The 26774-nt window shown below is 66.1% G+C and carries 26 protein-coding genes; 10 read left to right on the plus strand and 16 right to left on the minus strand.

The window, feature by feature from the left end:
• Positions 1-35: 35 nt before the first annotated feature.
• Complete coding sequence (locus B3098_RS02355; protein ID WP_224776933.1) at positions 36-1028, plus strand: Bug family tripartite tricarboxylate transporter substrate binding protein; 993 nt, start codon at positions 36-38, stop codon at positions 1026-1028.
• A gap of 81 nt (positions 1029-1109) precedes the next feature.
• Here the strand turns inward: B3098_RS02355 and B3098_RS02360 are convergent, their stop codons facing one another.
• From B3098_RS02360 to B3098_RS02395, 8 genes are all read right to left on the minus strand, one after another.
• Complete coding sequence (locus B3098_RS02360) at positions 1110-2087, minus strand: 2-hydroxyacid dehydrogenase (protein WP_286890524.1); 978 nt, start codon at positions 2085-2087, stop codon at positions 1110-1112.
• A gap of 17 nt (positions 2088-2104) precedes the next feature.
• Positions 2105-2314: a hypothetical protein gene (locus tag B3098_RS02365; RefSeq protein ID WP_056324762.1), complete on the minus strand. Its 210-nt coding sequence runs from the start codon at positions 2312-2314 to the stop codon at positions 2105-2107.
• 44 nt (positions 2315-2358) lie between these two features.
• The gene (locus tag B3098_RS02370; RefSeq protein ID WP_056324760.1) at positions 2359-2685 is read right to left on the minus strand and encodes a 2Fe-2S iron-sulfur cluster-binding protein; all 327 of its coding nucleotides are present in this window, start codon (positions 2683-2685) and stop codon (positions 2359-2361) included.
• 19 nt (positions 2686-2704) lie between these two features.
• Positions 2705-3898: an FAD-dependent oxidoreductase gene (locus B3098_RS02375; protein WP_286890526.1), complete on the minus strand. Its 1194-nt coding sequence runs from the start codon at positions 3896-3898 to the stop codon at positions 2705-2707.
• Positions 3899-3903: 5 nt separating this feature from the next.
• Positions 3904-4896: a Bug family tripartite tricarboxylate transporter substrate binding protein gene (locus B3098_RS02380; RefSeq protein ID WP_286890527.1), complete on the minus strand. Its 993-nt coding sequence runs from the start codon at positions 4894-4896 to the stop codon at positions 3904-3906.
• Positions 4897-5001: 105 nt separating this feature from the next.
• Entirely contained in the window at positions 5002-5571 is a 570-nt protein-coding gene (locus B3098_RS02385) for a 3-phenylpropionate/cinnamic acid dioxygenase subunit beta (protein ID WP_175137952.1), read from the minus strand.
• The gene (locus B3098_RS02390; protein ID WP_175137953.1) at positions 5568-6926 is read right to left on the minus strand and encodes an aromatic ring-hydroxylating oxygenase subunit alpha; all 1359 of its coding nucleotides are present in this window, start codon (positions 6924-6926) and stop codon (positions 5568-5570) included. Before B3098_RS02390 ends, B3098_RS02385 begins: the two co-directional genes overlap by 4 nt.
• 36 nt (positions 6927-6962) lie before the next feature.
• Positions 6963-7727: a FadR/GntR family transcriptional regulator gene (locus B3098_RS02395; protein ID WP_175122268.1), complete on the minus strand. Its 765-nt coding sequence runs from the start codon at positions 7725-7727 to the stop codon at positions 6963-6965.
• A gap of 262 nt (positions 7728-7989) precedes the next feature.
• On the opposite strand from B3098_RS02395, the gene B3098_RS02400 reads away from it, so the two are divergent.
• The 4 genes from B3098_RS02400 to B3098_RS02415 all read left to right on the plus strand — a co-directional run bounded on the left by B3098_RS02400 (position 7990) and on the right by B3098_RS02415 (position 11500).
• Positions 7990-8271: a peptidylprolyl isomerase gene (locus B3098_RS02400; protein WP_006385706.1), complete on the plus strand. Its 282-nt coding sequence runs from the start codon at positions 7990-7992 to the stop codon at positions 8269-8271.
• Positions 8272-8505: 234 nt separating this feature from the next.
• Positions 8506-9438, plus strand: coding sequence for a 3-keto-5-aminohexanoate cleavage protein (locus tag B3098_RS02405; RefSeq protein WP_286890546.1), 933 nt, complete (start codon positions 8506-8508; stop codon positions 9436-9438).
• A 32-nt stretch (positions 9439-9470) separates the two neighbouring features.
• Entirely contained in the window at positions 9471-10670 is a 1200-nt protein-coding gene (locus B3098_RS02410; protein ID WP_286890548.1) for an ABC transporter substrate-binding protein, read from the plus strand.
• A 23-nt stretch (positions 10671-10693) separates the two neighbouring features.
• Positions 10694-11500, plus strand: coding sequence for an SDR family oxidoreductase (locus B3098_RS02415; RefSeq protein WP_279973592.1), 807 nt, complete (start codon positions 10694-10696; stop codon positions 11498-11500).
• A gap of 17 nt (positions 11501-11517) precedes the next feature.
• Here B3098_RS02415 and B3098_RS02420 read toward each other — a convergent pair whose 3' ends face one another.
• Entirely contained in the window at positions 11518-12444 is a 927-nt protein-coding gene (locus B3098_RS02420; protein WP_286890550.1) for a LysR family transcriptional regulator, read from the minus strand.
• Positions 12445-12455: 11 nt separating this feature from the next.
• Positions 12456-13571, minus strand: a complete 1116-nt coding sequence (locus B3098_RS02425; RefSeq protein WP_286890551.1) for a DUF1254 domain-containing protein — start codon at positions 13569-13571, stop codon at positions 12456-12458.
• Positions 13572-13742: 171 nt separating this feature from the next.
• Between B3098_RS02425 and B3098_RS02430 the strand changes: the two genes are divergently transcribed.
• The gene (locus tag B3098_RS02430) at positions 13743-14318 is read left to right on the plus strand and encodes a hypothetical protein (protein WP_286890552.1); all 576 of its coding nucleotides are present in this window, start codon (positions 13743-13745) and stop codon (positions 14316-14318) included.
• A gap of 7 nt (positions 14319-14325) precedes the next feature.
• Here B3098_RS02430 and B3098_RS02435 read toward each other — a convergent pair whose 3' ends face one another.
• Together B3098_RS02435 and B3098_RS02440 are read right to left on the minus strand one after the other, a co-directional pair.
• Complete coding sequence (locus B3098_RS02435; protein ID WP_286890553.1) at positions 14326-14883, minus strand: ureidoglycolate lyase; 558 nt, start codon at positions 14881-14883, stop codon at positions 14326-14328.
• Positions 14880-15113 (minus strand): Arm DNA-binding domain-containing protein, encoded by a 234-nt coding sequence (locus tag B3098_RS02440; protein ID WP_279973600.1) that lies wholly within the window; start codon positions 15111-15113, stop codon positions 14880-14882. The genes B3098_RS02435 and B3098_RS02440 overlap by 4 nt, the downstream gene beginning before the upstream one ends.
• Positions 15114-15218: 105 nt before the next feature.
• On the opposite strand from B3098_RS02440, the gene B3098_RS02445 reads away from it, so the two are divergent.
• Complete coding sequence (locus tag B3098_RS02445) at positions 15219-15599, plus strand: cupin domain-containing protein (protein WP_175137962.1); 381 nt, start codon at positions 15219-15221, stop codon at positions 15597-15599.
• A 16-nt stretch (positions 15600-15615) separates the two neighbouring features.
• Here the strand turns inward: B3098_RS02445 and B3098_RS02450 are convergent, their stop codons facing one another.
• Positions 15616-16857 carry an MFS transporter gene (locus B3098_RS02450; protein ID WP_279973603.1) on the minus strand — a complete coding sequence of 414 codons (1242 nt, stop codon included), beginning with the start codon at positions 16855-16857 and terminating at the stop codon, positions 15616-15618.
• Positions 16858-17278: 421 nt separating this feature from the next.
• Here B3098_RS02450 and B3098_RS02455 point away from each other — a divergent pair, with 421 nt between their 5' ends.
• Together B3098_RS02455 and B3098_RS02460 are read left to right on the plus strand one after the other, a co-directional pair.
• On the plus strand, positions 17279-20404 hold the full coding sequence (locus tag B3098_RS02455) for a WG repeat-containing protein (RefSeq protein WP_286890702.1): 3126 nt from the start codon (positions 17279-17281) through the stop codon (positions 20402-20404).
• 2 nt (positions 20405-20406) lie between these two features.
• On the plus strand, positions 20407-23304 hold the full coding sequence (locus tag B3098_RS02460) for a WG repeat-containing protein (RefSeq protein WP_286890555.1): 2898 nt from the start codon (positions 20407-20409) through the stop codon (positions 23302-23304).
• On the opposite strand, the gene B3098_RS02465 is transcribed toward B3098_RS02460, so the two are convergent.
• Positions 23298-24158 (minus strand): isocitrate lyase/PEP mutase family protein, encoded by an 861-nt coding sequence (locus B3098_RS02465; protein ID WP_286890556.1) that lies wholly within the window; start codon positions 24156-24158, stop codon positions 23298-23300. The two genes, B3098_RS02460 and B3098_RS02465, sit on opposite strands and share 7 nt — an antisense overlap.
• A 106-nt stretch (positions 24159-24264) precedes the next feature.
• Between B3098_RS02465 and B3098_RS02470 the strand changes: the two genes are divergently transcribed.
• Positions 24265-25152 (plus strand): LysR family transcriptional regulator, encoded by an 888-nt coding sequence (locus tag B3098_RS02470; RefSeq protein WP_286890558.1) that lies wholly within the window; start codon positions 24265-24267, stop codon positions 25150-25152.
• A gap of 3 nt (positions 25153-25155) precedes the next feature.
• Here B3098_RS02470 and B3098_RS02475 read toward each other — a convergent pair whose 3' ends face one another.
• Together B3098_RS02475 and B3098_RS02480 are read right to left on the minus strand one after the other, a co-directional pair.
• Entirely contained in the window at positions 25156-25971 is an 816-nt protein-coding gene (locus B3098_RS02475) for a siderophore-interacting protein (RefSeq protein ID WP_286890559.1), read from the minus strand.
• Between the two features lie 26 nt (positions 25972-25997).
• Entirely contained in the window at positions 25998-26693 is a 696-nt protein-coding gene (locus B3098_RS02480) for a PadR family transcriptional regulator (RefSeq protein ID WP_286890561.1), read from the minus strand.
• Positions 26694-26774: the final 81 nt, after the last annotated feature.

Raw genomic sequence — 26774 nt, forward strand, 5'->3', positions numbered from 1 at the left:
GAAGCAGTAGGTCTATAACCCAAGGGGAAGTCGTCATGAAACGTCGCAGTGCGTTGAAGCTGATGGGGGCCGCCGCCGGCCTGCACCTGACCGGCGCAAGCTGGGCACAGAACGGGGCGTATCCGTCCCGCGTCATCAAGATCATCGTCTCATCCACCCCAGGCAGCGCCACCGATCTTGCGGGACGGCTGGTCGGCGACCTGCTCTATGCCAAGTACGGCCAGAGCGTGGTCATCGAAAACCGCGCCGGCGCCGGTGGCGTCATCGGCATGCAGGCCGCCGCCGCCTCCAAGCCTGACGGCTACACCCTCACCACCGGGGGTCTTGGCCACAACGTGCTGCCCCCCGCCACCCTGCGCGGGCTGCCCATCGACATCCCCACCGCACTGCTTCCCATCGCCCAGGTGGCCGAGTTCGTCAACGCGCTCGTCGTGCGCGTGGACCATCCGGCCAATACGGTGCCTGAGCTGATCGAATATCTGCGCGCCACGAAGCGCAAGCCGCTTTACGGCAGCAACGGCGTCGGCAGTTCGTCACAGATGACGGCCGAACTCTTTGCCATGCGCACGGGCCTGAAGTTCGATCATGTGCCGTACAAGGGCGCCAGCGAGGCGCTGGTGGGTACGGCCAACGGCGATCTGGACCTCTGTTTCATGAATCTGCCGCCCACGCTGCCGATGGTGGACGGCAAGCGTCTGAAGGCGCTGGCGGTGACCAGCGCCTATCGCGCGCGGCAGTTGCCCAACGTGCCGACGATGCAGGAACAGGGCATGAAGGACTTCGACGTAACGAGCTGGCTGGGCATGTATGCGCCCGCGCAGGTGGACCCGGCCATCATCGCCCAGCTGTCCAACACCATCGTCACCGGGCTGGCCGCGCCGGAATACCAGAACCGCATCATCAACGCCGGTTTTGAACCCAAGTTGCGCGACGCCGCGCAGTTCCAGGCGTTCTCCAAGGCGGAGTTCAAGCGCTGGAGCGAGGTCGCGCAGCAGGCGGGAATCGTGGTGGATTACGGCGGGAAATAGGAAAAGGCGGGACCGGCTGCATGCGCGGGTCCCGCCCGTCAGCCCCATCTTGGCGGGGCCGCGTCTATCGGCGCAGTGCCGTCAGACGCGCGCCTGCCACACCTCGGCATTGACCATGGCCTGCGGCTTCTGGCCTCCCAGCGCATCCATCAGATTGGCGACCGCCAGGTCGATCATCGCGCGCCGCGTTTCGTGCGTGGCGCTGCCTACGTGGGCCTGCAGCACCACGTTCGGCAAGGCGCACAGCGGGCTGTCGGCCGGCAGCGGTTCCTGCTCCATCACGTCCAGCCCCGCGCCCGCGATGGTGCCGGCGCGCAGCGCTTCGATCAGCGCGGCCTCGTCAATCACGGGGCCGCGCGCGGTGTTGATCAGATACGCCGTGGGCTTCATCAGTTCCAATTCGCGCTTGCCGATGGAATGGCGCGTTTCCGCCGACAGCGGGATATGCACGCTCAGCACGTCCGACGTCTTGAAAAGTTCATCGCGGTCCACATAGGTGGCCAGGCCTTCGGCCTGTGGGTCCTCGCGGCGGTTGTGATAGACCACCTTCATGTCGAAGGCCTGCGCCGCGCGCGCCACGACACGGCCGATGCGGCCCATGCCCAAAAGGCCCAGCGTCTTGCCGCGGATGTCGCGCGTCAGCGGAAAGGCGCCCTTGGTCCACGCGCCGCTGCGCACGAAGGCGTCGCCCGCCACCAGGTTGCGCGACAGGCACAGCATCAGGCCGATGGTCACATCAGCCACCGCGCCATCCAGCACGCCCGGCGTATTGCAGATCAGCACCTTGCGCCGCGTGGCGGCCGCCAGGTCGACGTTGTCGAACCCAACTGCGAAGTTCGAGCTGACCTTCAGCGCGGGCAATGCATCCAGCAGCGCCTGATCGACCTTGGTGCGCACGGTGCACACCATGCCTTCGATCTGCGCACGCTCGTCCGCGCCCAGCACCTCGGCCGGATTCTGTCCGGTGGGCACTTCGACGATTTCGCAGCGCTCAGCGAGGCGCTCGCGCAGGTCGGGCGGCACGGGTGCGGAGACGATGACTTTGGGCTTTTGATTCATTGGGGGCTCCAGTGGGGTCAGGGTTCGATTGCTTCGACGTCGGTGGCAAACACCTGTTGCTCTCCGGCGTCGACCAGCGCGGGCTCGGCGGGATGGTCCAGGTAACGGACGATCAGCCAGAAGCCGTCTTGCGGGTTCTCGACGATCTCGGCCAACGCGCCGCCCGCCATGCGCACACGCACGCCGGGTTGCAGATCGACGAGATTGATGGATTTGTTGTCGGCCATGCGATTGCTCCTTCGGTTCGCGTCTTGCGATTCAGGCGCCGCGGCTACAGCTCAAGCTGCGACGAAGGCACGCGCACGCGAATGCCGTCCAGCTCGGGCGTCATGATGACCTGACAGGACAGGCGGCTGGTGGGACAGCGCTCGGGCACGACTTCCAGCAGCGCCTCCTCGGCCATGCCGGGCGGCTCCAGCCGCGCGTGCCAATCCGCGTCCACCTGCACGTGGCAGGTGCCGCAGATGGCGCCGCCACCGCATTCGGCGACGATGCCTTCCAGGCCATCGCGCCGCGCGGCTTCCATCAGCGACCAGTCGTCGGGCACGTCCAGCACCTGTTCGGCGCCATCGGGCAATTCAAATATCGCAACGGGCATGTTGTCTCCAGAAGTAGCGTCAAACAGCGGCCGCAACCGCTTCGGGCGCGCCGATGCGTGGCACGCCCTTGATGAATTCCACGGGGCTGTCGACCGCTTCGATCGCGGCCAGTCGGCCGTGCTGGTATCGCTCGACCAGCCAGCCCTTGGCGGTGGGCAGCAGGACGTCACGGCAAGGCGCGGCCGGGTCGACAAGGCCGGCCATCTGCAGACGGCGGCCCTGCTGTTCGGACCAGAAGGTGGGCGGACGCGCCGCTGGCGGGGCCTTGCCGGCAATGGTTGCCGCCGCCGTGCGCGCCTGCGCCAGCGCGTTCTGCACGCTTTCGATGCGGGCATAACGCTGCAGCTCTCCGCGAAAGGCGCTTGCGCAATCGCCAATGGCGTAGACGCCGGGCGCAGAGGTCCGGCAACATTCATCGACGACCACGCCGTCCAGGCAGATCAGGCCCGCCGCTTCGGCAAGCGCCGTCTCGGCAACCGCGCCGATGGACACCAGCACGAGTTCAGCGTCGATGGACTCTCCGCTGGCCAGATGGGCGCGCCAACCCGTCGCCGTGCGTTCCCAGCGCCGCACCGCCGCGCCGTGGCGGATCTCGATGCCGGCTTCGCGGTGCAGGTCGCCGATGCGCGTGGCAGTGGATTCGGACACCTTGCCCGCCATCACGTTGCCGCCCTGTTCCAGCACCAATACCTCGGCGCCCAGCTTGCGCGCCGAGCAGGCCGCCTCCAGCCCCAGATAACCCGCGCCCACGACGAGCAGCCGGATGCCCGGCCGCAGCGCCTCGCGCAGCCGGTGCGCGTCGTCCAGGCCGCGCACGGAAAACACCTGTTCGCCCGCCACCTCCGCAATGCCACGCGCGCTGGCGCCGGTGGCAAGCACGCAGTGTTCATAGGCCACCTCGCGGCCCGACGCCGTGCGCAGCGTGCGCGCCGCGGTATCGATGGCGGCCACCGGATCGCCCGCCACCACGATCACACGCGACTTCTCGTAGGCGGCGCCCGCGCGCAACGCGATGCGCTCGGCGCTGGTCGAGCCGGTCAGCAGGGCCTTGGACAGCGGCGGCCGTTCATAGGGAGCATGCGTTTCCGCGCCGAACAGCGCGATATCGCCTTCAACGCCCGCGGCGCGCAAGGCCCACGCGCATTCGACACCCGCATGCCCCGCGCCGATGATGGCCGTGTGGACGCGCAGCGGGGCTGATGAGGTTTCCATGATGCTCAGGCTCCAAATTTCAGGGAAATGCTGGCTTTGGTGGCCACCTGCTTCCAGCGGGCCAGCTCAGCCCGGTTCAGCTCCGCAAAGGCGTCGGCCCCTCTCGGCTTGGGCTCAAAGCCCGCGGCGGTCAAGGTTTCCAGCGACTGGGGTTGCGCCATACCTTCCTGCAAAGCCGCGCTGAGCTTCTGCACGATGTCGGGCGGCATGCCGGCGGGGCCGTACACACCCAGCCAGCTCGTCACGTCGAAGTCCGCCACGCCCTGCTCGGCCATCGTCGGCACATCCGGCAACTGCTTGCTGCGATAGCTGCTGGTCACCGCAATCGGGCGAATCGATCCCTTGCGGATCAGGCCCATCACCGGCGGCAGGTTGCTGAAGCTGAAGTCCAGATTGCCATTGACCACGTCCACCAGCATCTCGCCGCTGCCCTTGTACGGCACGTGCAGCAGGTTGGTGCCCGTGTGCTGCGCGAAGAATGCGGTGGTCAGGTGCACGGACGAGCCGATGCCGTTGGACCCATAGTTCAGGCCATCCTTGCTGCGCTTGCGCGCCGTGGCGATCAGGTCGTCGACGCTGCGGATCGGCGAATCCGCCCGCACGATCAGCACGTTGATGAATTCGGCCATCTGCGCAATCGGCGTGAAGGCGCGCGCCGTGTCCAGCGGCAGGCCGGTCACCGTGGCCATCGGCAACACCATGCCGCCCAGGCCGTTGAGCAGCAGCGTGTAGCCGTCCGCCGGCGCCGAAGCCACCTGCTGGCTGCCGATCATGCCGTTTGCACCCGGCCGATTTTCCACCACCACCGGTTGGCCGAACTTGCGGGTGAGGATCTCGCCGGCCAGGCGACCCGCCACGTCCGTGACGCCGCCCGGCGGATACGGCACGATCAGGCGGATCGGCTTGCTGGGATACGCCGCGTCGGCGCCCCATGAAATTCCCGTCGCCGTCATCGCGGCCGCGCCGGCAATGGCCTTCAGTACAGTACGTCTTTGCATGCTGCAACTCCAGGTATGGGCGAGCGCGTCCTGTCGGCGGTCAGGCCCCGAGTGGAAGGAAAACCATCGAATCCCGGCAGACGGGCCGGGTCCGGCATCAGCGCGCTAGAAGAAGATCGTCAGCGCCTTCGATAAGAGAACGTTCTGGTCCAGGTGGATCTCGCGCGACAGAATCGTGAAGCGCCCGTCCCGCCTGCGCAGCACGTCCTCGCGCTTGCCCACGAACAGATTCACTTCGGATTGCAGGCGGTTTTGGTAGATCAGAAAGCGCGACCGCACCCGCACCAGGTCGCCGCCGTCGTCGTCGGGCGTCACGTCCAGCACGCGGATGTTGGTCACCAGATGGGACACACGCGAGGCCGGCTCTTCGGCCCAGTGAATACCGGTCTTGATCTGCGCGACGCGCTGGCGCAGCGTGTCGATGCCTTCGTCGAACCAGGCGGCATCCTGCTTGCCGGAGTATTCCTGGGCCATCGCGTCGCGGCGAACGTTGCGCGTCAGCGGCATGCGATACGTGATGGCTTCGTCCAGGAGGGTGAGCCACTTGTCGAACTCGCGGTGGTCCAGCAGATCGGCCTCGTAGTGCAGGAAGCGGTGCGCTTCCCACCACAGCAGCATGTCGTCCACGCTGTCGTCCTGCGCCACGGGCGGCGCGTTCTCGATGGGTGCGTTCATGCCGCCTCCTCAAGGCGCACCGCGCCCGCCATCAGTTGGTCCCAGGACAGGCCGTTCATGAACTGCGCCCAGCGCCGGTAGTAGATCCGGGCGTTTTCCTCGGTGTACTCGCCGTTGACCGCACAGCCGGGAATCTCGGGTACGTCCTGGCGGTGGCCCACGCCCATCTGGTAATTGAAGAAGAGTTCGCGCGACATCGCGCCCATGCTGGCCTCGGTGGCGCCCGTCCAGTTTTCCATGTCGTCCGATTCCGTCATGCCGCCCGGTCCGGAATAGCGCAGGAAATAATGGCGAGCCGCCTCCTTGACCGCCTCCGGCGCATCCTTGTCCACCAGATACATGCGCCACATTTCCATCTCGGTCGAGCTGATCGGATGAAACACTGCCAGCGTGCGCGGCTGGCGTCCGTGGAACGACATGTTCGGAAAGATGGTGCCCACGCTGGTCTGCACCCGCATCGCCGAACCCAGCGTGCGTTCGCGCTGCTCATGGATTTCGCGGTAGTAGGCTTCCACCTCCGGGTAGCGGCCGTACTGCGGCGCGTAGGGGCCTTCTTCGTAGAACGGCAAGCGGCCCAGCAGGCCGTGGCCCAGTTCCGGAAAACAGATCGCCGACCTCGTGGCCGACGCATCGCGCCGGCCTTTGCCGCCGCCCGGCCCGATGCCCACGATGTCCACCGAGCGGTGGCTGATGTCGTGGTACAGATCGCCAATGAAGTTTTCGGGCGCGAACTTCCAATTGCATTTCACGCGCCACTTCTGCACGCCGCCGATCACCTCCGAGCCGCCCGGACTGCCGTTGCGATGGTCCAGCGCTGCATCGAGATACAGCCGCATGTTGCCGATGTAGTCCAGGAACGGCGGCGCGTTCGGATCCCACGTTGCCCAGATGGCGCCCTTGTAGTTCACCACCTGCGCCACCGTCTTCAGGCCCCACTGCTTCTTGTCGAGCTCGCCCTTGTAGTGCGTCGCGTGGCCGGGCACCCCGACCAGCTCGCCGGGCCGTTCCACCAGTTTGCCGTCGGTGGAAAAGCTCCAGCCATGGTACGGACAGGTGAAGGTCCGGTTGTTGCCGTGGTCATAACGGCACAGCTTCATGCCGCGATGCGCACAGCTATTGAGCATGACCTGGATCTGTCCCTGCCGGTCGCGCGTCAGGATCACGGACTCCGTTCCCATGCGCGAGACGAAGTAATCGTCCGGCTTGGGCACCAGGCTTTCGTGCCCCACAAACAGCCACGCGCGCGAGAAGATCTGCTTCAGCTCCTGCTGAAAGATCTCTTCGTCCACGAAGATGGACCGGCTGACCAGTCCTTCCTCGGCGCGCACCAACTCATCGATCGTCTTCTGACCCATCACCACTTCCCCTTGGAGGATGCCCTTATTGGGCGCCTACGGCTTCTCAGCCGTGGCCGCCGCTGTACGCAGACGTGCTTCCGTGTTGTCGACGTGCGTGCGCGCGTACTGCCGCGCAAGCTCCACGTCGCCCTTCTCGATGGCGGCAAACAGCGCTTCATGCTCCTTCTGCGCCTGCGCCCCGCGGCCCGCGATCTTGGCCGACCGAGAGCGCGACACGCGCAGGTTCTTCTTGAGCAGAACCGCCAGGAAATCAAAGAAATTCAGATAGTGTTCATTGCGCGTGGCGCGCGCCACACAGCGGTGGAATTCCATGTCGGCATCCACGCCAACTGCCACGTCGCCGGACGCGATCGCATCGGCCATCTTGCGCAGCGCCAGCCGCATCGCGGCCAGATCGTCCTCGTCCCGCCGAGCCGCCGCCAGTGGAGCAGCTTCGATCTCGAAGCCGCGGCGCAATTCCACGATGCGCAGCACCTGATCCGCATCGCCAATGTCCGCCGCCTGCATGCGCAGCACCGACGGCCGCGCCGTCTGCATGACGGTCAGCCCGCGGCCCTGCTTGCTTTGCACAATGCCGTCGCCCTTCAGGCGGGAAACCGCTTCGCGCAGCACGGTGCGCGAAACGCCAAGCCGGGTGGCGATGGTCTGCTCTGGGGGCAGGACCTCGCCGACTTGGTAGTCGCCACTGGTAATCTCGTCCAGCAGCATCTCGGTGACGCGGTCCGTCAGATTGGGCTCTGACGAGAACGGCGGTACCGACTCTCTTTTCAACAGTACTCGGGAAGCTGAATCAGGCATAGGAAGTCTCGTCCGAAAACGTGCATCTCATTGCCAGCCCGCGTTGCCTCGGCTGTGGACGCGTCCCGGGAGGGGCGCGTTGAAAATACGATAATCGTATAAGGATATGGGCAGGTATTAGGGGAAGTGCGGATGCTGGTCACATGCGCATACCAAGCCTGATCCGGGGCCGGATCAATCCCCGTTTATCATTGCCAACGTAGCGAGTTCACGCGAATGCGTTACTCTCCCCTCCCCAAATCAGTCTGCAAGGAGTTCCCACATGGCACAAGCCTCCGCCCGTCACATCCTCGTTTCCACCGAAGCGAAGGCCAACGAACTCAAGACCGCCATTGAAAATGGCGCTGACTTCGCCCAGCTCGCCAAGGAAAACTCGAGCTGCCCGTCGAGCCGCGACGGTGGCAACCTGGGCACCTTCGGCCCGGGCCAGATGGTCAAGGAATTCGACACCGTCGTGTTCAGCGCCCCGGTCGGCGAAGTGCAAGGCCCGGTGAAGACCCAGTTCGGCTACCACCTGGTTGAAGTGACCAGCCGCAAGGACTAAGTCCTCGCAGCCAATTGGCTCAAAAAGCCGCCGCCCGGAGCGATCCTGGCGGCGGTTTTTTTTCGCCTGGCGCCAGCGTCACCTCACGCTGCACCGCAGCACCGGATTCCCTATCAATTGATAATTTCTGTTCAGGTGACAGGACCCGAAGGCCTGCGACAGAATGGCCTACACCCGGAGGAGACAGCCGGGGCCACAAGAATCTACAGCGCAATCACACGGCGCCAGAGGCCCATGAAAAAGTCCAGGAAGGTCATCATCACCTGCGCCATCACCGGTTCGGTCCATACGCCGTCGATGTCGCCCTATCTGCCCGTCACCCCCGATCAGATCGCGCAGTCTGCGCTGGATGCCGCCGAGGCGGGCGCGGCCATCGTGCATCTGCATGCGCGTCAGCCGGACACCGGCCAGCCTACGCAGGATCCGCCGCTGTATGGGCAGTTTCTGCCACGCATCAAGGAGGCGTCGGACGTCGTGGTCAACATCACAACGGGTGGATCGCCAGTGTTGCCCATTGCCGAGCGCATGGCGCCGGCCCTGCAGTTCAAGCCCGAAGTCGCGTCGCTGAACATGGGATCGATGAACTTCGGGATGTATGAACTGCTGGAGCGCTTCAAGGAGTTCAAACACGCCTGGGAACGGCCCTATCTGGAGGGCAGCAACGACCTGATCTTTCGCAACACGTTCAAGGACATCGAGCACATCCTCACGTCTTGCAGTGACAACGGCACGCGCTTTGAGATCGAGTGCTACGACATCGGCCACCTGTACACGGCCGCGCATTTCGTGGACCGCAAGCTGCTCAAGCCGCCGTTCCTGATCCAGTCTGTGTTCGGCATCCGCGGCGGCATCGGCACGCACCCGGAAGACGTCATGATGATGAAGCGCACGGCGGACCGGTTGTTTGGCGATGACTACATCTGGTCGGTGCTGGCCGCGGGGCGCAAGCAGACACCGTTGGCAACGATGGCGGCCACGATGGGCGGGAACGTGCGCGTGGGCCTGGAGGATTCGCTGTGGGACGGCCCCGGCGAATTGGCACACTCGAACGCAGACCAGGTACGCCGCATCCGGCGGATTCTGGAAAGCCTGTCCTTGCAGGTCGCCACACCCGACGACGCACGCGAGACCCTGCAACTGAAGGGACGCGGCAACGTCGCGTTCTGAAAACACACATCCACCCAGTGGGGAGACGAGACATGAAGAAAACGTTGCGTGCGACGGCCTTGGCCGCGCTGTTGGGCATGACGGGCGCGGCCCAGGCCGATGACGGGGTCATCCGAATCGGATTCATCACGGATATGTCGGGGCTGTCGGCCGACGCCGATGGACCGGGCGGCGCCGAGGCGATCAAGATGGCGATCGCGGACCTGGGCGGTACCGTGGCGGGCAAGAAGGTGGAGGTGCTGGTCGCAGACCATCAGAACCGGGCTGATATCGCGTCGTCACGCGCCCGGGAATGGCTGGATCAGCGCGGCGTGAACATGCTGATCGCGGGCGCAAACTCTGCGGCGGCGCTGGCGATGGCGAAGGTGGCCGAGGAAAAGAAAACGCCGTTCTTCGTGGTGAGCGCGGGCGCGTCCGAGCTGACGAACTCGCAGTGCACGCCCTATACCGTGCATTACGTGTACGACACGGTGTCGCTGGCGCGAGGCACGGCGCGCGCGATGATGAAGGAAGGCAACAAGGATTGGTTCTTTCTGACGGTAGACCACGCGTTTGGTCACGCGCTGGAGCGGGACGCATCGAAGGTGGTGCAGGACGATGGCGGCAACGCCAAGGGCCGGGTGCGGCACCCGTTGAACACGGCCGATTTCTCGTCGTTCATTCTGCAGGCGCAGGCCTCCGGCGCGCAGGTGCTGGGCCTGGCCAATTCCGCCAGCGACACCAGCAATGCGGTCAAGGCGGCCAACGAGTTTGGCCTGACGCCCAAGATGAAGATCGCCGGCCTGCTGGTGCTGATCACCGACGTGCATGCGCTGGGCCTGCAAGCGGCGCAGAACATGTACCTGACCACGGCGTGGTATTGGGATCAGGACGACGCATCGCGTAAATGGGCGTCGCGTTTCGAGTCCGTGATGAAGAAAAAGCCTTCCATGCTGCAGGCCGGCGACTATTCCGCGGCAACGACCTATCTGAAGGCGGTGGAAGCCACCAAGAGCACCGACGGCGACACCATCATGAAGTGGTTGAAGGCCAATCCGGTGAACGACTTCTTCGTCAAGGACGGCAAGATCCGTGCGGACGGGCTGATGGTGCACGACATGTACCTGATGCAGGTGAAGACGCCGGCGGAATCGAAGGCGCCGTGGGATTACTACAAGCTGGTGGCGCGGGTGCCGGGCGACCAGGTGTATACGTCGCCTGCGGAATCGACCTGCCGCTTGATGAAGCCCTGACCATGAACCGACCGGAAACCCCTATGCATACGCCCGCCGCGATCACCGCCCTGCCCGTCGACCTGTCCGGAAAGCGCGTCATCGTCACCGCCGGCGCGTCCGGCATCGGCGCCGCGCTGGCCGACGCCTTTGCGGAGCGCGGCGCGCGCGTGCATCTGTGCGACGTGGATGAGCAAGCCCTGGCCGCGTGCCGCCAACCCTGGGCGCGCGCAGATGTGGGCAGCCGTGACGAGATCGACCGCTACATGCAGACCGCGCTGTCGCATCTGGGCGGGCTTGACGTGCTCGTGAACAACGCCGGCATCGCGGGGCCGACGGCGGGCATCGCCGACATCACGGAAGCGGAGCTGGACGCGACGCTGGACATCAATCTGGCCTCGCAATTCCACACGGTGCGGCATGCGCTGCCGGCGCTGCGCGAGGCGGGCGGTGGCAGCATCATCAACATCAGTTCGGTGGCAGGCCGGATGGGCCTGCCCATGCGCACGCCGTATGCCGCCACCAAATGGGGCGTGGTGGGGCTGACCCGCTCGCTGGCGATGGAACTGGGGCCGTTGAACATCCGGGTCAATGCGCTGCTGCCAGGACTGGTCGCCGGACCGCGCATAGAACGCGTGATTGCGGCCCGGGCGAAGAACATGGGCTTGTCGGTGGAGGAACAGACCCGACTGGAGCTGTCGGGCGTCAGCCTGCGGCAGTTCGTGCGCGCGGCGGACATCGCCAACATGGCGTTGTTTCTGGCCAGTCCGTTCGGGGCCATGGTCAGCGGCCAGGCAATCAGCATCGACGGCGATCTGCAATCGCTGCCATGGCAGCCGCCGGCGCAATGACGGCGTGGCGATCGCCGCTACAGCAGCGCGATCGTCTCCGCATAAACGCCCTGCCGCCGCGCTTGCGCCGTGGATCGCAAGGCATCCATCAGCCGCCCGGTCAGCTCGTTGTTGCGGGACTCGGCGCGGGTGATGAGCAGGAAGTCGAACCACTGGCGCGAGGCGAGCGGCACCGCCACCAGATCCGGAAACGACGCCACGATATCGGACGCGGACAGCGCGTTCACCAGGCTGATGCCCCTGACCGCGCGCACCGTGCCCGGCAGCAGCGACATGTGCGCCTGCATCCCGGACCGCAGCAGCAGCGAGTCGGCGATGTCGCCCTGCGCCACCACATAGTCTGACCACAACGGCTTGACGTAGGTGTCCGGCGGAATATCCAGCACCGAAATGGTCTCGCGTCCGGCCAGCGGGTGTTCCCGATGCGCGATCGCCATGACGTCCGCACGCAGAAACGGGGTGAAGGTCAGCCGCGTGCTGTCGCGGCCCACGGCGCCCAGGCCGAAGTCGGCGCGCATCGTTTCCACCGCGCTGATGACCTGCATCGACGATTCCACGTCGATGGAGAACGGCCGCGTACCGTTGATATCCAGATAGCGGCGCACGGCGTCGGGCGCGTAACCCAGCGCCAACGCGGGCGACGAAGCGATGCGCAAGCCACGCCCGCCGAATTGTTCGATGCTGTGCAGGGCCTCGTCGATGCGCACCAGTTCGTCCAGCACGAACTTGGCCTCGCTGTAGAGATACTGCCCGGCCTCCGTGGGACGCAGGGTCTTGTGCGATCTATCGAACAACTGGATGCCAGTCGCGCTTTCGAGGCGTGAGATCGCGTGGCTGATCGCCGGCTGCGTCAAGTGCATGGCCAACGCCGCCTGCCGCGTCGAGCCGGTCATGACCACGGCATAGAAAATCCGCAGATCGTGAATGTTGAAGTTGCGCTTCATGCGGTGCGCGCCTAACGCGTCGGGGCTTTGGGCGGCGCCTTGGGAGGCGCCTTGGCCGCGCTCATGCCGCCAAACGCAAACAGCCCCATCTGCGCGCCGGTCGCCCGCGTCAGGTAGTTGTTCTTGAGTGTCTCCCTGCCGCCGAACAGTGCATTGGTGTTGGCGCCCTGCGCCGCGCGGTTCTTGTCGATGTCGTTCTGTCCGTCGTGCATGCCTTCTTGCAGCGCGCGCCGCAAGGCTGGGTTCAACGACGCCGTGTCGTATGCATCACCCGGCCGCAGGCCCAGGCTGGCCATGCGCTCGCGCAGCATCGTCTCGGACTTGTGCGCGGGCGCGAACCGCAGCAGGAAGGCCAGCTCGTCGTAGAACTCCAGCGACGAATACATCTGCGTGCGCGGTACGGGCGCCATCCATTCAACTTTGGCGGGCGCCGCAGGCGCGGAACGGTTGCGGAACGCCGACAGGGGCTGGACCTTGAAGCGAGACTGGATGCGCTTGGCGTTGTCCTGGTCGGCGGGATTGAAGCGCTGCGTGCGGGCGACCAGCGTGGCAAGCTCCGTCTCGGCGCGAATCACCTTGGTGATGCCCGCGGGTGTCTTGCCCTTCCAGGAAGGACCCGCCACCAGGAACACGCCGCCGCCCAGGCCACGCGAACCCAGGTCGCCGATGTGGTGCATATACAGGTCCATCACCTGCAACGAGGCGTCGCGCTGCTTTTCCACGCGAGGCACGGTGACGACTACGGGCTCGGCGCGCAAGTCCAGGGCCGCGTACGAATACAGATAGGCGGGATCCAGCCCGGCCGCCGCAGCGGCTGCAGTGCCCATGGGGTTGATGGTGTTCAGCGGCCCTTTGTATTGCGCGCCGTTCTTGTCGATGCTGTATGCATACATGGCCTGATAACTGGCGACCATGGGCGCGCCGTACAGGTAGGATTCGCGGGCGATGGTGCGCGCCTGTTGCGCCGAGACGCCTTCGATGCCGACCCACTGCGAGCCGGAAGCGGCGTCGGGTGACCTGAAGGTGCAGCCGGCCATGGCGCCCGCCAATGCGAAGACGGCAACGAGACCGATGAACGGACGGCAGGTGGCGCTGCGAAATGCGGTGCTAATCTGGCGGTGGCGCATTCAGGGCTCCGGCATGACGGGATGGCGCGGGCGCCCGGTGACGGCGGCGTGTAATGCGCCAGGCTCGAATTCCGGGGGATTCTGGCATATTTCCCCCGCATATCAAAGAATCGGCGCACCTTGCCGACGCAACAGGAAAGACACAGCAGCATGGCAGCGCAAGACCCCAGCATGACCGGCCCGAACGGAGAGGCTTTCAACATTCGCGCGTCGTCGTACTTCGTGCTGCAGGCCGAGCACCCCTGCGCGGCCTGCAGCAAACTGACGCGTGTGGCGGCGCTGGCACTGCCGCCCGGTCATGAAAGCACCGAGGGTGAACTGGAGCTAAATGAAGACGACGCGGACAGCCCCGGCCTGGATCCGCAGGCGTTTCAGGACTGGCTGTTCGGGCCGGCGCAATGGCAGGCGATGCCCGGCCCGGCGATGATCTCGTCGACCCGGGCGCTCGCCCCCGAGGTGGCGCAGACCCTGCGCACGATTGCGCCGTTCTACCGCGAAAACCCGGCACGATCCGGCGAATGGTCCAACTTTTGCGAGCATTGCGAGCAGCCGGTCTGGGACGGTGCGCTGTACCCGACGCCAGGCCAGCCCTTCTGCCCTCGGGATGCCGACGCGGCAGCGCGGATATCCGCGCAACGGATCGATGCACCGTTTGCCGCCTTCTTCGGCATGTGCTGGACGGACAGCTACCGCAACAAGTGGCCCCTGTTCGCGCGCCTGGGCTACGAATGCAGCGAAGCGGAATGACCCTTTCTCAGGCGCTTTGCAGCAGATCCTGAGGCACTTCCAGCTGACGCGCGGGAATGGCGGTGATGGCGCTTTCGGTGGCGTTGGCGTCCGTGGTCAGATGCTGGATCAGATCAACCGTCGTGGAGCGACGCGTCAGCATCATGCAGGTCACCTCGTCGCCCGCCACGCGGGTGGCGTGCCAGCAGCCCGGCCGCATGCATACGCCCTGCCCCTGCGCCACATGAAAGGCCGCCAGCGTGGACAGGTCCGGCGAGCCATCGGCGGCGCTGCGCGCCACGATCTGGATGATGCTGCCGGTCAGCGGAACGATTGCCTGCTGCGTCAGCAGATGCTTTTCAAGGCTGGCGACCTCAAGCGATTGGCTGCGGTAATTGACCCACAGCAGTTCGGCATCGCCACCCGCGCCGGTGTTGAACTGGTGTTCGTGCCAGAAGTCGGTGGCCGGGTGCGTGTACAACGGAACGCCGTTGCCGTCCGGCATAGGCTTGCCCAGCATCCACCCGTAGGCGTTGAAGGCATCAGGCGACAGATCGTGGATTTCAAGCTGCGTGTTGCTCGTCATGCGGGACCCTGTGATGGCTTAGCGCCGCGTTTGGGGAATTCGGCGTCGTGGTCGAAGTCCCCGCGCGCAATGGCCTCCAGGATGGCAACGCGCCGGTCGGCAGCGCGCTTGAGGTTGGCGGCGGTGGGCTTGACCCGGATACGCTCGACACAATGCCGGCCGTCGTGGAAGAACCCAATCTCAATGGACGATTCGGACGCGGGGCGCACCCCTTCGAATCCCTTGCTCATCGCATGCTCTCCCTGTTGCCGATGGCAGACATGATAAACGCAACGATGTGACAGGCTGCGCGCTGACATACACTGCCCTGATCCCCACACCCGAGGACCCGCAACATGGCTATCGACCTGACGTCGCACTATGTGTACCTGGACGCCTCCGGCGCCGCCGCCACCGTGACGGGCGGCGACGAGTTCTGGTCCCAATCCCCGGTAGACCTCGAGCAATACGGGCGCGGCTGGCTGGTGTCCGAATACGAGTTCGCCGCGGACTGGCCGCAATGGGAGATGCACCCCGGCGCCGACGAGATCGTGCGCCTGATGGCCGGCGCGGCCGAGCTGCACCTGGAATGGCCCACCGGCATTCAGGTGGTGAAGATGCTGGCCGGCGACGCCTACGTCATCCCCAAAGGGGCATGGCATACGGTCAAGGTCATGGAGCCTTGCCGCATGCTGCACATCACCATGGGCGCGGGCACGCAGCACCGGCTGGCGTAGCCGCGTCCCCGCTTGGTTATCCCGCCGCGCCCGCTGGCCGCGCGCGCTGGATCTCGCGGTCGTCGATCGGCCAATGCAAGGCGGCCGACAGCACGCCCAGCGCCATCGCGCCCAGCCAGATCAGGTCATAGGAACGCGTGGCCTCGAACACCACGCCGCCCAGCCACACCCCCAGGAACGAGCCGACCTGATGGCCAAAGAACACGAAGCCGAAGAGCGTCGTGATGTAGCGCACGCCGAACACCTGCGAGATGAGCCCATTGGTGAGCGGCACCGTGCCCAGCCACACAAACCCCATGACGGCCGCGAACGCATAGACCGACCACGTGGATAGCGGCACGAGCACGAAGAGTGCAATCGCCGCGGTCCGCACCAAGTAGATGCCCGCGAGCAGATACTTGCGCCGATGGTGCGCGCCAAGGATGCCGCAGACATACGTGCCCATGACGTTGGTGAGCGCAATAATGGCCAGCGCCGCCACCGCGTCCGACGCGCGCAGGCCCTTGTCCATCAGGTAGGCGGGCAGGTGCGTGCCGATGAACGCCAGCTGGAAACCGCACGCCAGAAATCCCAGATTCAGCAGCCAGAAACCGGGGCGTGTGAAGGCCTCGCGGATGGCGTCAGACAGCGACAGGTTCGCGTCGGGCGCGGCCGCATCGCGCACCCGGTTCGCGGGCTCGCGCAGCGGAACCGCCAGCGGCAGCAAGATCATCAGCACCATCGCGAACACCAGCAACGCCGCGACCCAGCCCCAGCCGCCGATCAGCCATTGCGCCGCCGGCACCATCGTGAACTGTCCCAGGCCGCCAACCGCTCCCGCCACGCCCAACGCCCAGCTTCGGCGCTCCGGCGGCACCAGGCGGCTGAGCGCGCCGTAGATGGCCGCGAACGCCGTGCCGGACAGCGCGATGCCGATGCACACACCCGCCGTCCACATGAAGGCGGCGGGCGTCGTGGCATGCGCCATACCGGCAAGGCCCAGCGCGTAGAACACCAGCCCGCCGGCAATCACCTTGGCCGAGCCATAGCGGTCGGCAATCATGCCGGTGAAAGGCTGCACGATGCCCCACGTCAGGTTCTGCACGGCCAGGGCAATGGCGAAGGTTTCGCGGCTCCAGCCCCGGTCCATCGTGACGGGCAGGAGAAACAGGCCCTGCACATGGCGCACGCCCAGGGCAAGGCCCATGACGCCGCCGCCGGCGAGGACCAGCAGCCAAAGCTGGGATGCGTCCAATGAAGGTTTTTGGGGGGTGGACATGGCGAACCTCTTGCAGGGGAACGTCGCCCCCGTCCGGGCGGGCAGTGGATGTATTACAGAACTGGCGCGCAGGCGATTCAACCGATTAATTTTTGTCCGCTGCATGCGCGGGGGGAATGTGTGCTGGCGAGATTCAAGCCCTCCGGGCCTGAAACGATGACGCTTGGAGGGAAAATGTCTCTTCACAGCAAGTGACATCTAAATATGCCTGACTTGCGAACCATTAACCGAAATTAGCCACATTTCAGATCAAAGAGCCAGAGGTGTTAACGCTTCGTCCGCAATAGTTACATCTGCCGATCCGTCCCCGGGTACCCCTGGTTACAGTGCTGCCTTCCCAATCATTCGGCAGGCATCGAATCATGTGGCACGCCCGGTCTGGCTCTCTCATTTCCGCGGTCTTGCGCCGCGCTTGCAAGCCATGACGGCGGCGCCCTTCTTCAAGCCCTTGGCGCTGGTCGTGGCGCTGGCCGGGGTGACGCTGCTGGCGCCGGGCAACGCGCAGGCGCGGCCCGACTGGACGCAGCAGTGCTCCTACAGCAGCTACGGCGAAGGCGCGGGGACCATGTGTCATCAGCCCTACCAGGAAGGTCTGGCCGCGGTGCTCGTGGGCACCGCCGATGGCGAATCCGCGGCGTGGGGCTACATCGATAAGCAGGGCGTGATGTCGATTACGCCTGCGTATTCGGACGCCCGATCCTTCCAGAACGGGCTGGCCGCCGTCAGTCAGGATGAACGCTGGGGTTACATCGACAAGCGTGGACGCTGGGTCATCGAGCCGCGCTTTTCGGAAGCCACCGGCTTCAATGCCGAAGGCACGGCGCTGGCCGAGGAAGATGGCCGGGACGTGCTGATCGACCGGCAGGGCAAGGTCGTGAAGACCTTTCCGCTGGGCACGCGCACTGGCGGGTTCCAGCCCGGCCAAAAGCTCGCGGCGATGGAGATCCCTACCCCGCCGCGCCTTTTCAACACCGCAACCGGCAAACCGGCCACGCTGCCCGACGGCGTGATGGCGCTGGCCGAACCGACGGGCGACTATCTGCCGGCGCAATCGCGCGACTCGCGCTACGGCGGCTGGTGGGGACTGCTGGACCAGACCGGCGCATGGGCGATCAGTCCGCAGGTGCTGCGCTCGCTCGCCCCGCCGCTGCGCGATGGCGACGTGCTGGCTGTGAACCGCGAACGCGCTTGGGAATTCGTGGATGCACGCGGCGAACCGCTGTCTGAACAGCGCTACGAACGCGTCGAATTGCTGGCGCCGGGCGTCTGGCTGGCGCGGCACGCCAAGGGCGGTTCGGTGCTGTTGGACAGCAAGCTTGAAACCCTGCACGCGTTCAAGAGCGACTATCTGGGCGTGCAGCGCCGCGACGGCTGGGGCTTTGCCGCCGAACCCGGCATGACGCTGCTGATCGATCCCGCAGGCAGCGTGCAGCTGCTCGCCCTGCGCAACGGCGACGTCAAGATTCATCAGGGACGCGCGTGGGTGTATGGCGTGCCTGTCTCTTCGGCAGGCGCTACCGGCGCCGGCATGGACGCCACCCGTGACGACATGAGCGCGGAAGACGAGGCCGCGGCTGCTGCGGTGGGTGCAGCCGTGCAGGCCGCGTCGCAAGCGGAGACCGCAGCCGCGATCCAGGATCCGCCGGTCGCAGCTGACGCCGCGGACGCCGCGCAGGAGGCGACCTACGCGGACGCAGCCCCAACCCCCGCAACGCCGTCAGAAGCGACCGCAGACGCTGCCAGGGACGCGGCAATGGACGCCGCCAGCGACACCGCCACCGCAGCCGCCGACGCCGTGCAAAGCAGCGTCAACGCCGTCGCGGACGACGAGACGCTGCATCAAATCTACAACCCCGACGGCCTGGGCATCCTTGACGAAACCACCGTCGCCAAGCTGCGCGGCTACGACATCAGCGAGTTCCACTACGCACGCAAGTCGGCCGCCGATGCCGCTGCGCCGCTGGCCCTCCTGCGACCCAGCGAATATGACCAGCCGCTCGGCATCCTGACGGCGGCGGGCGATATCGTCACGAATCCAGACTGGGCAAACATCGACACCTACGACGTCACGCTGCCGATCGTGGCGCGTTCAAAGGCCGATCGGGCCGGCGCGGTGGGCGCGATCGGCGCGGACGGCACGTGGGCCATCGAGCCCCAGTACAGCGAAATGCGCCCCTTCAAAGGCCCCTACACCTGGGCCCGCACGAAAGACATGCTGCGCGGCGATGCGCTGCTCATCGATACCCGCGGCCAGACGGTGGCGGTTCCGGCCAACGTGCTGGAAGACGCATCGCGCCTCGACGGCGAACTGCTGCAATACCGCGCGGTGAACGAAAACCGCCAGCGCCGCATGGGCCTGTGGAACGTGCGCAAGGGTGCGCCCGTGCTCAAGCCGGCCTTCGATGAAGTCCAGGAGTTCGAGGACGACTGGGCCAAGGTGCGGGACAAGAATCGCTGGGGCGTGGTCAACCGCGAGGGTCAGTGGGTGGTGCCTGCCCGCTACAACGGCGCCTATGACCTGGAATACCTGGGTAACGGCATGATGCTGGCCGAAGCGCCCGAAGACACGCGCAAGCGCGGCGGCTACACCGAACGCGCCTATCGCGTCATCAACCTGCGCACCGGCAAGGCAAGCGAGCCGGTAGTAGGCAAGCCGCAGAAGCTGAAGGATGGGCGCTTTCTGGGCGAACTGGCCGACGCGAGCGCCGTGTTGTTCGACGCGCAAGGCGGCGCGATTCGTGTGTCCGACGGCCGTCCCGAAGACAAGCAGCAGTACGGCGACTGGCTTTACATCAAGTTCGACGAGCGCGAAGGCGCCATCGACGCGCGCGGCAACATGAAGGTGCCGGCGCGCTATGGAGAATTCAATCCGTTCTTCACCCAGCCCGAAGGCCTGGCGCGCGCCAACAGCGGCGCGGGCTACCGCGTGATCGACCAGACCGGCAAGACGATGCTGGAAAAATGGGGCGATGGCATGCCGCTGGCTTCGATGCAGCGCGTCGTATTCAACGACGACGAGGGCTCGTCCAGCATCCTGGTGGACCTGCAAGGACGCGAGATCGCGCGCCTGCCGGGCCGTCACACCGTCGACTATGACAAAGCCAGCGAAGGCGTCGTGCCTTACAGCGATGGCGACAACAAGTACGGCTTCATCGACGCAAACGGCAAGCGCGTCGTGGGCGCGCACTTCAATCAGCTTGGCCCCTTGAAGGACGGCCTGGCGCGGGCCCGCCGCCTGGAACGCACCGGCAAGCTGTTCGGGTACGTCGACCTGACCGGACGCTATGCGATTGCGCCGGCGTTCACCTGGGCCGACAGCTTCCACGAAGGCCGCGCGCTGGTCCGCCGAAATCGGCTGATCGAGTACATCGACACCAAGGGCAACACGACCGCGCTGTTCGGCGTGCTGTGCGACACGATGGTGATCGTGGATGCGAAGGACCAGCAGAGCTGGCCGCCCCAGAAGCTCACCTGCCCCGAGGCCACCGGCGTCAAACCGCCCGTCGCCGAGACCGCCAACGCCAACGCCAACGCCAACGCAGAATGATCATGACGTCACGCGTGCTACGAACCACCCGCCTTGCCTGCGCCCTGGCCGCGCTGGGCGTATCCCTGTCCGCCCAGGCGCAGAACGGCTATATACAGTCGATGCACCTGTATTGCATGAGCGATGCGGAGTACCAGGCCTATCCGGCAGCCGACGACATTTCCTCGCGCAACCCCTTCGGCAACGGCTGCATCCGGGACCTGCACGACGGCCGCGCCGCGGTGCTGCTGCCGTCCGCCATCGAGAACATCGACCGCGTACCGCGCGACAACTCGCTGCGCCGCCACGCCTGGGGTTTTCTGAACCAGAACGGCCGCGTCGCGATCGAGCCGATCTTCGAGGCGGTTGGCGACTTCCGCCACGGGCTGGCCGCGGTGCGTTGGCAAGGCAAGTGGGGATACATCGACCGCAATGGCCGCATGGCCGTTCCGCCCCGCTTTGACGCGGTGCAGGACTTTGTCGAGATCGGACTGGCAGTTGTGACGCTGGACGGCAAGCCGCTGCTGATCGATCGCCAGGGCAATCCTGCGGGCGAACCGTTCGAGGACGTGGTGCGCGCGGTGCGCCTGTACGATGGCGTGCCCGCGCGCGCCACGGTCCAGTACAAGGAGGAATACCGCTCGGCCAAGGGCGAGCGGCGCTACGGCGGAACCGGCGTCGTGATCACGCGGCCGCTGGGCGACAAGGGCCTGTACATCGCCACCAATGGCGAGTCCAAGTACGGCGTGGTGGACAAGGACTGGAACTGGGTCGTGGAACCGGTGCTGGACGACATCTACGCGCAGGACAGCGGCAACCTGGCCACCGGCTATGGCCCGGATGGTTCGGTGCTGGTGACGGCGGACGGCAAACTGATCGGCGCGGACCAGCAATACGAAAGCATGAACCCCGTGGGCAAGGCTTTCTACAGTGCAGCGCTGCCGCGCCGCGCGGGGTTTGCGGTGCTGGACCGCGACGGCGCGGTGATTGCGACGCTGACGGACGCGGAAGGCCACGCATCCCAACGCTTTGCCGACACCATCGTGTACCCGTCCGGAGAAAACCTCGTGGCGCTGGTGCCGGGGCGCCCGCAGCCCCTGACGCTGGGCAAGGGCCTGTCGGCCGGCGACGAACGCGAAGGCTATGTGTTGTTCGTGGACGGCGCCAGCCGCACCGCGGGCGTACTGACGCCCACGGGCGCGTGGGTGCACGGCGACGCGGCGCCCGCGTGGCTGGCGGACGCCCGCCGCATGGAAACGCGGGAAGGCAATCTGTGGCTGTCCGACGCGCAAGGCGCGCTGCTCAATGTGCTGGACAAGAACGGCAAGGCGCTCCTCAAGCCCGAGATAGTGAAGACGCTTCAGAACCAGCAGCTTCAGTCACTGCCGGCCGGCGTGCCTGGCGCGCCGCTGGGCCTGCTGGGTCAAAGCCACTGCCACTGCGACGATGTCCAGGTGGGACTGCTGCTGGCCGACGGCAGCACGGTCACCGATCCGTCGTGGACCGCCGTGACGCCGCTGGACGACGCCGGCGAAGGCGCCGATCTCACGGCGGACCAGTTGCGCTATGCAGCCGAGACGGCCGACGGCATGGTGCTGCTGGATGCACGCGGCAAGCCGCTGGACCTGCCCGCGCAGCAGCACATCGGTATGTTCCGCCAGGGCTACGCGCAGGTGTATGGCGACGGCGTGGTACGCATGATCGACCGTGCCGGCAAGACGTTCGAACTGCCCGAGAACTTCGATACGCAGGTCGTCGCCCCGGGCGTGGTTCGCTATTTGAAGACGGCGGCCGACGGCGCGCCGTGGGGCCTGTACGACTTCGTCGCCGGCAAGGAGCTGGCCGCGCCGGCGTTCCGCAGCATCGGCGAGTTCCAGAATGGCCAGGCCGTCGCTTCGCTGGGCACGGGGCGCGTCGGCGTCATCGACCTGCAGGGGCGGTGGATCCTGCCGGCCAGCCATCAAGGCGCGGAACGCGTGAACGACACGCTGTGGCGCGTGACGCAGCCGGGCAAGCAAGAGAACGAATACGAACGTCCCGCCGCGGTCTTCAACACCAAGGGCAAGGCGCTGACCGCATTCATGCGCGGCTTGCAGGTGGGCGATTTTGGAGACGGCTCGGTCAGCGCGGGCAATAGCGAGCGCCGCTGGATCATCTCGCCGGACGGCGAGGACGCGCTGGACATGAAGGACGCCGACTACGTCCGTCTGGGTGACTGGATGGAGATCCGCCGCGCCGACCGTCAGGGTTACCTGAACGCGAAGGGCGCCTGGCAGATCGCGCCGTCGTCCCGTATCGGCACCGCGTTCCAGGGCTCGCCGGCGCGCGCGCTGGCGGCGGACGCGGCGGGCACGCACGTGATGGACGCCAGCGGCAAGATCCTGGCGACCCTGCCCAAGGGCGAATGGAGCTGGCCGTCGCGTTCCGACCTGCTGATCCGCCATTACTCGGCGGACCGCGGCACCATGACGGACTACACCGACCTCTCGGGCAAGACCCGAGTGACAGTCGAAGGCTTTGCGTCCGCGTTTTCGGAAGGACGCGCCGTGACGCAGCTGTCCGGCGGCGGGGCGCGTTGGGTGGATGCCAAGGGTGCGCTGACGGGACCGGCTTTCGACGCGCTGGGTCCGATGCGCGAAGGCCTGGCGCCCGCCAGCGAAGACCGCAGCTATGGCTACGTGAACGGCCAGGGCCAGTTCGCCATTCCAGCCGAGTTCCGGGCCTTGTCGGGCTTTACGGACCAACGCGCGGTGGTGTCCACGGAAGACGATTCGCGCATCATCGACCACGCCGGCCAGATGCTGGCGCAGGTGAAGATGCAATGCGGCATCCGCACGCTGTACGGTGCAGTCGGCCAACGGCTGTGGCCGCTGCGCATGCCGCACGGCTGCAACCGCACGGCGGCGTCTCGGGCCTACTGAGCGTCCAGCGCCAGATAGCGGCGGGTCTGCACGATCTCTTCGCGCTCCGCGAAGCTGGTCAGGCGATCCGCCAGCGCGCTGCTGTCGCCCGTCTGCCGGATGGCCTGGAGCGTGGCCTGCATCGCGTGGATCGCCGCGCGCTGCAGGTCCGACGGGATGATCGCCAGGCGATAGCCCATCGCGGCCAGATCCGGCAGCGGCACCAGCGGCGTCTTGCCGCCGTAGAACATGTTGATGAGTTTCAGGCCCGGCAACCGCTCAGCAATGGCGCGGATCTGCGCCAGCGTCTCGGGCGCCTCGACGAAGATCATGTCGGCGCCGGCCTCCAGGTACCGCTCGGCGCGCGCGATGGCGGCGTCAAAGCCTTCGACCGCAATGGCGTCCGTGCGCGCGATGACCAGCGTGTCCGCGTCCGCAAGCGTCTGGCGCGCGATGTGGACCTTGCGGGCCATCTCGGCAGCGTCCACCAGGCTCTTGTCGTCCAGATGGCCGCAGCGCTTGGGAAAGGACTGGTCTTCGATATGGAACGCGGCCACGCCGGCGCGTTCCATCGTGCGCACCGTGCGCTCAACATTGGCCGAGCCGCCGAATCCGGTGTCCGCATCCGCGATCACCGGCAGGCCGCTGGCCTCGACGATCTTTTCAACGCGGTCCATGACTTCGGTAAAGCTGAGCAGTCCGATGTCCGGATAGCCGGCGGCGCGCGCAATAGCGCCGCCGCTGGCGTACACCGCTGAAAACCCGGCCGCGGCGACCAGGCGGGCCGATAGGCCGTCGTATGCGCCGGGCGCCACCACGATGCTGTCGGCAAGGTGTTGGCGCAGTCGCGCGCCGGGGGATGGATTGGCAGTCATGATGGGCGTTCCTTCATTCGGGGATCTGATGCCTGCATGATCGGCGCGCGCCACTAGAATGTCCAATATATTGAAAATTGTTCATCAGTACTTTTTGGATATCAAAATGGAACTGCGCCATCTGCGCTATTTCGTCGTCACTGCCGAAGCCCAGCATTTCACGCGCGCGGCCGAACTGCTGAACATGGCGCAGCCGCCGCTCAGCCAGCAGATTCGCCAGCTTGAACAGGAAGTCGGCACACCGCTGTTTGACCGCATGGGCCGCGGCGTGGCGCTGAACGACGCGGGACGCGCATTCCTGGCGTGCGCCCAGGACATCCTGCAACGCGCGGACGCCGCAGTGCGCACGGCGCAGCGCGCCGCGCGCGGCGAGGTCGGTGAACTGACATTGGGGTTTACCGAATCAGCGTCCTTCAATGGCGCGGTGACCGAGCTGATCCGGCAATATCGCGAGCGCTATCCGGAGGTCGAGATGACGCTGTCTCAGGGGGATAGTGAAACGCTGGTGGCGCAGTTGCGCGACGGCACGATCGACGCCGCGTTCGTGCGTCCGCCTTTCGCGCTGGATGGCGGGTTGGCGTTCACGCAGTTGGTAGAGGAGCCGCTGGTGGTGGCGCTGCCGCTGGGTCATGCGCTGGCGCGCCGCAAGCGCCTCGCCCCCGCCGACCTGCAGCACGAGACCTTCATTCTGTATTCGCGCAAATCGGGCTATGGACTCAGCGCGGACATCATGGCGGCGTGCCGGCAGCACGGGCTGAGTCCGCGCATCGGACAACAAGCGCCGCAGTTGTCGTCGGCGGTGAATCTGGTGGCGGCGGGCATGGGCGTGGCCATCGTACCGGCGTCGCTGCGTCACCTGCGGCCGGATGGCGTGGTGTATCGGCCGTTTGCGCTGGAATGGCCGCGCGCGGTGCTGGGGCTGGCTTTGCGGGACGCGCCGGGTGGACGGGCCGCGAATCTGCTGGCGCTCGCGCGGGCCGCCCGCAAGTCCTGACGCTCAATCGTCGTGCGATTCATGCACGGCGACCGCGCCGCGCTTCCAATAGCTGGCCGCGCGAATGCGGCTCTTGTCGATGCCGTGCTGCACCACCATGATTTCGCGCACGGCTTTTGCCGTGGCCGATTCCGCCGCCACCCACACATAGCCATCGCCTGACGGCAGCGCCAGTTCGCGCGCCGCTTCCAGCAGCAGCGTGCTGTAGCCGGGCGCCGTTCCGTTGCGATGCAGCCAGCGCACCGATGCCTTCGCGGCCGTTTGCAGCGGGATTTCGTTGGTCGCCCCCGGCACTTCGATCAGCACCAGCGCCTGCGCCGAGGCCGGCAGTTCTTCCAGCCGCCGTGCGATGGCGGGCAATGCGGTCTCGTCGCCGATCAGCACATGCCAGTCGAACGCCGTCGGCACCACAAACGAACCGCGCGGGCCGCCGATGCCCAGTTGCTGGCCAGGCGCGGCTTGTTCGGCCCATGTCGACGCAGGGCCATCGCCGTGCAGCACGAATTCGATTTCCAGTTCCTGGCGCGCCGTATCAAAGCGGCGCGGCGTGTAGTCGCGCGCCGCAGGCCGGGCCACGCCATCGGGAAACTTGATGCCGTCGGGCCCGGCCGTGGGCAGCACGGGCGGCTGCGAGGGATCGGCGGGAAAGAAAATCTTCACGTGGTCATCAAATGATGCGGACACGAAATCCTGCAGGTCTTCGCCGGTGAAGGTGACGCGCGCCAGCAGGCCGGCAATGCGTTCGACGCGCGCCACGGTCAGCGTGCGCATCTTGAGGGTGTGGCGCACACGCGCCACGGTCAGGTCGCTTTGAGTCATGGAAACTCCAGTAGGGTGGGACGGGATCACGCGCCGGATTTGCCGGTGATCTCGTCGGTCGCACGCGCCAGGATGGCCGCGATGCGTCGTTGTTCTGCAGGCGAGGCGTCGGTACGGTCCAGAAGCGCGCGCTTGAGCGCCTGGCGCGCCTCCACGAACTCCGGCAGCCAGCCGGTGCGGGCGTCCTCGCCCTCCGGGCCGGTGGTACGCGGCTGGCCGCTCCAGGCCTGGCGCATGTAGTCCATCTTGCGCGCGACATGCTTGAGCTTGTTGAACATCAGCGTCAGGCGTTCGCGGTTGGCGTCCAGATGCGCCTTGCCCGGTTCCGCCAGGTGATAGCGCTTCTTGGCGCCCTCTTGCTCGACGGTGGCGTAGCCCAGCTCTTCCAGATACGTCAGCGCGGGGTAGACCATGCCGGGGCTGGGCGTATAGAAACCGTTGCTGAGCGCGCCCAATGCCTTGATGAGTTCGTAGCCGTGGCTGGGGTTCTGTTCCAGCAGTCCGAGCAGCATCAATTGCAGGTCGTCGCTGGATACTTTGCGGCTGCGAGTGAAGCCGCGTCCGTCGCCCCCGAACCCGTCCGCATCGCCGCGGCCGTCGGGGGAACCGGAAAACCAGTCGCCACCCGCGCTGGTGTGACGCGGGTGGCGGTGACTGGGGTGATGGTGGCCATGGTGGGGACGCCCATGGTGCGGGTGTTCGCGGAAAGCCGTTTGGCGCATAGATAGCTCTTACGATATGTCTTACGATAGCTCGTACGATATAGCCGCATTGTCCGTCGCGTCAAATCCCCTGCCAATGTC

The sequence above is a fragment of the Achromobacter sp. UBA2119 genome, assembly GCF_002331005.1.
GTDB classification, from domain to species: Bacteria; Pseudomonadota; Gammaproteobacteria; order Burkholderiales; family Burkholderiaceae_B; genus Achromobacter; species Achromobacter animicus.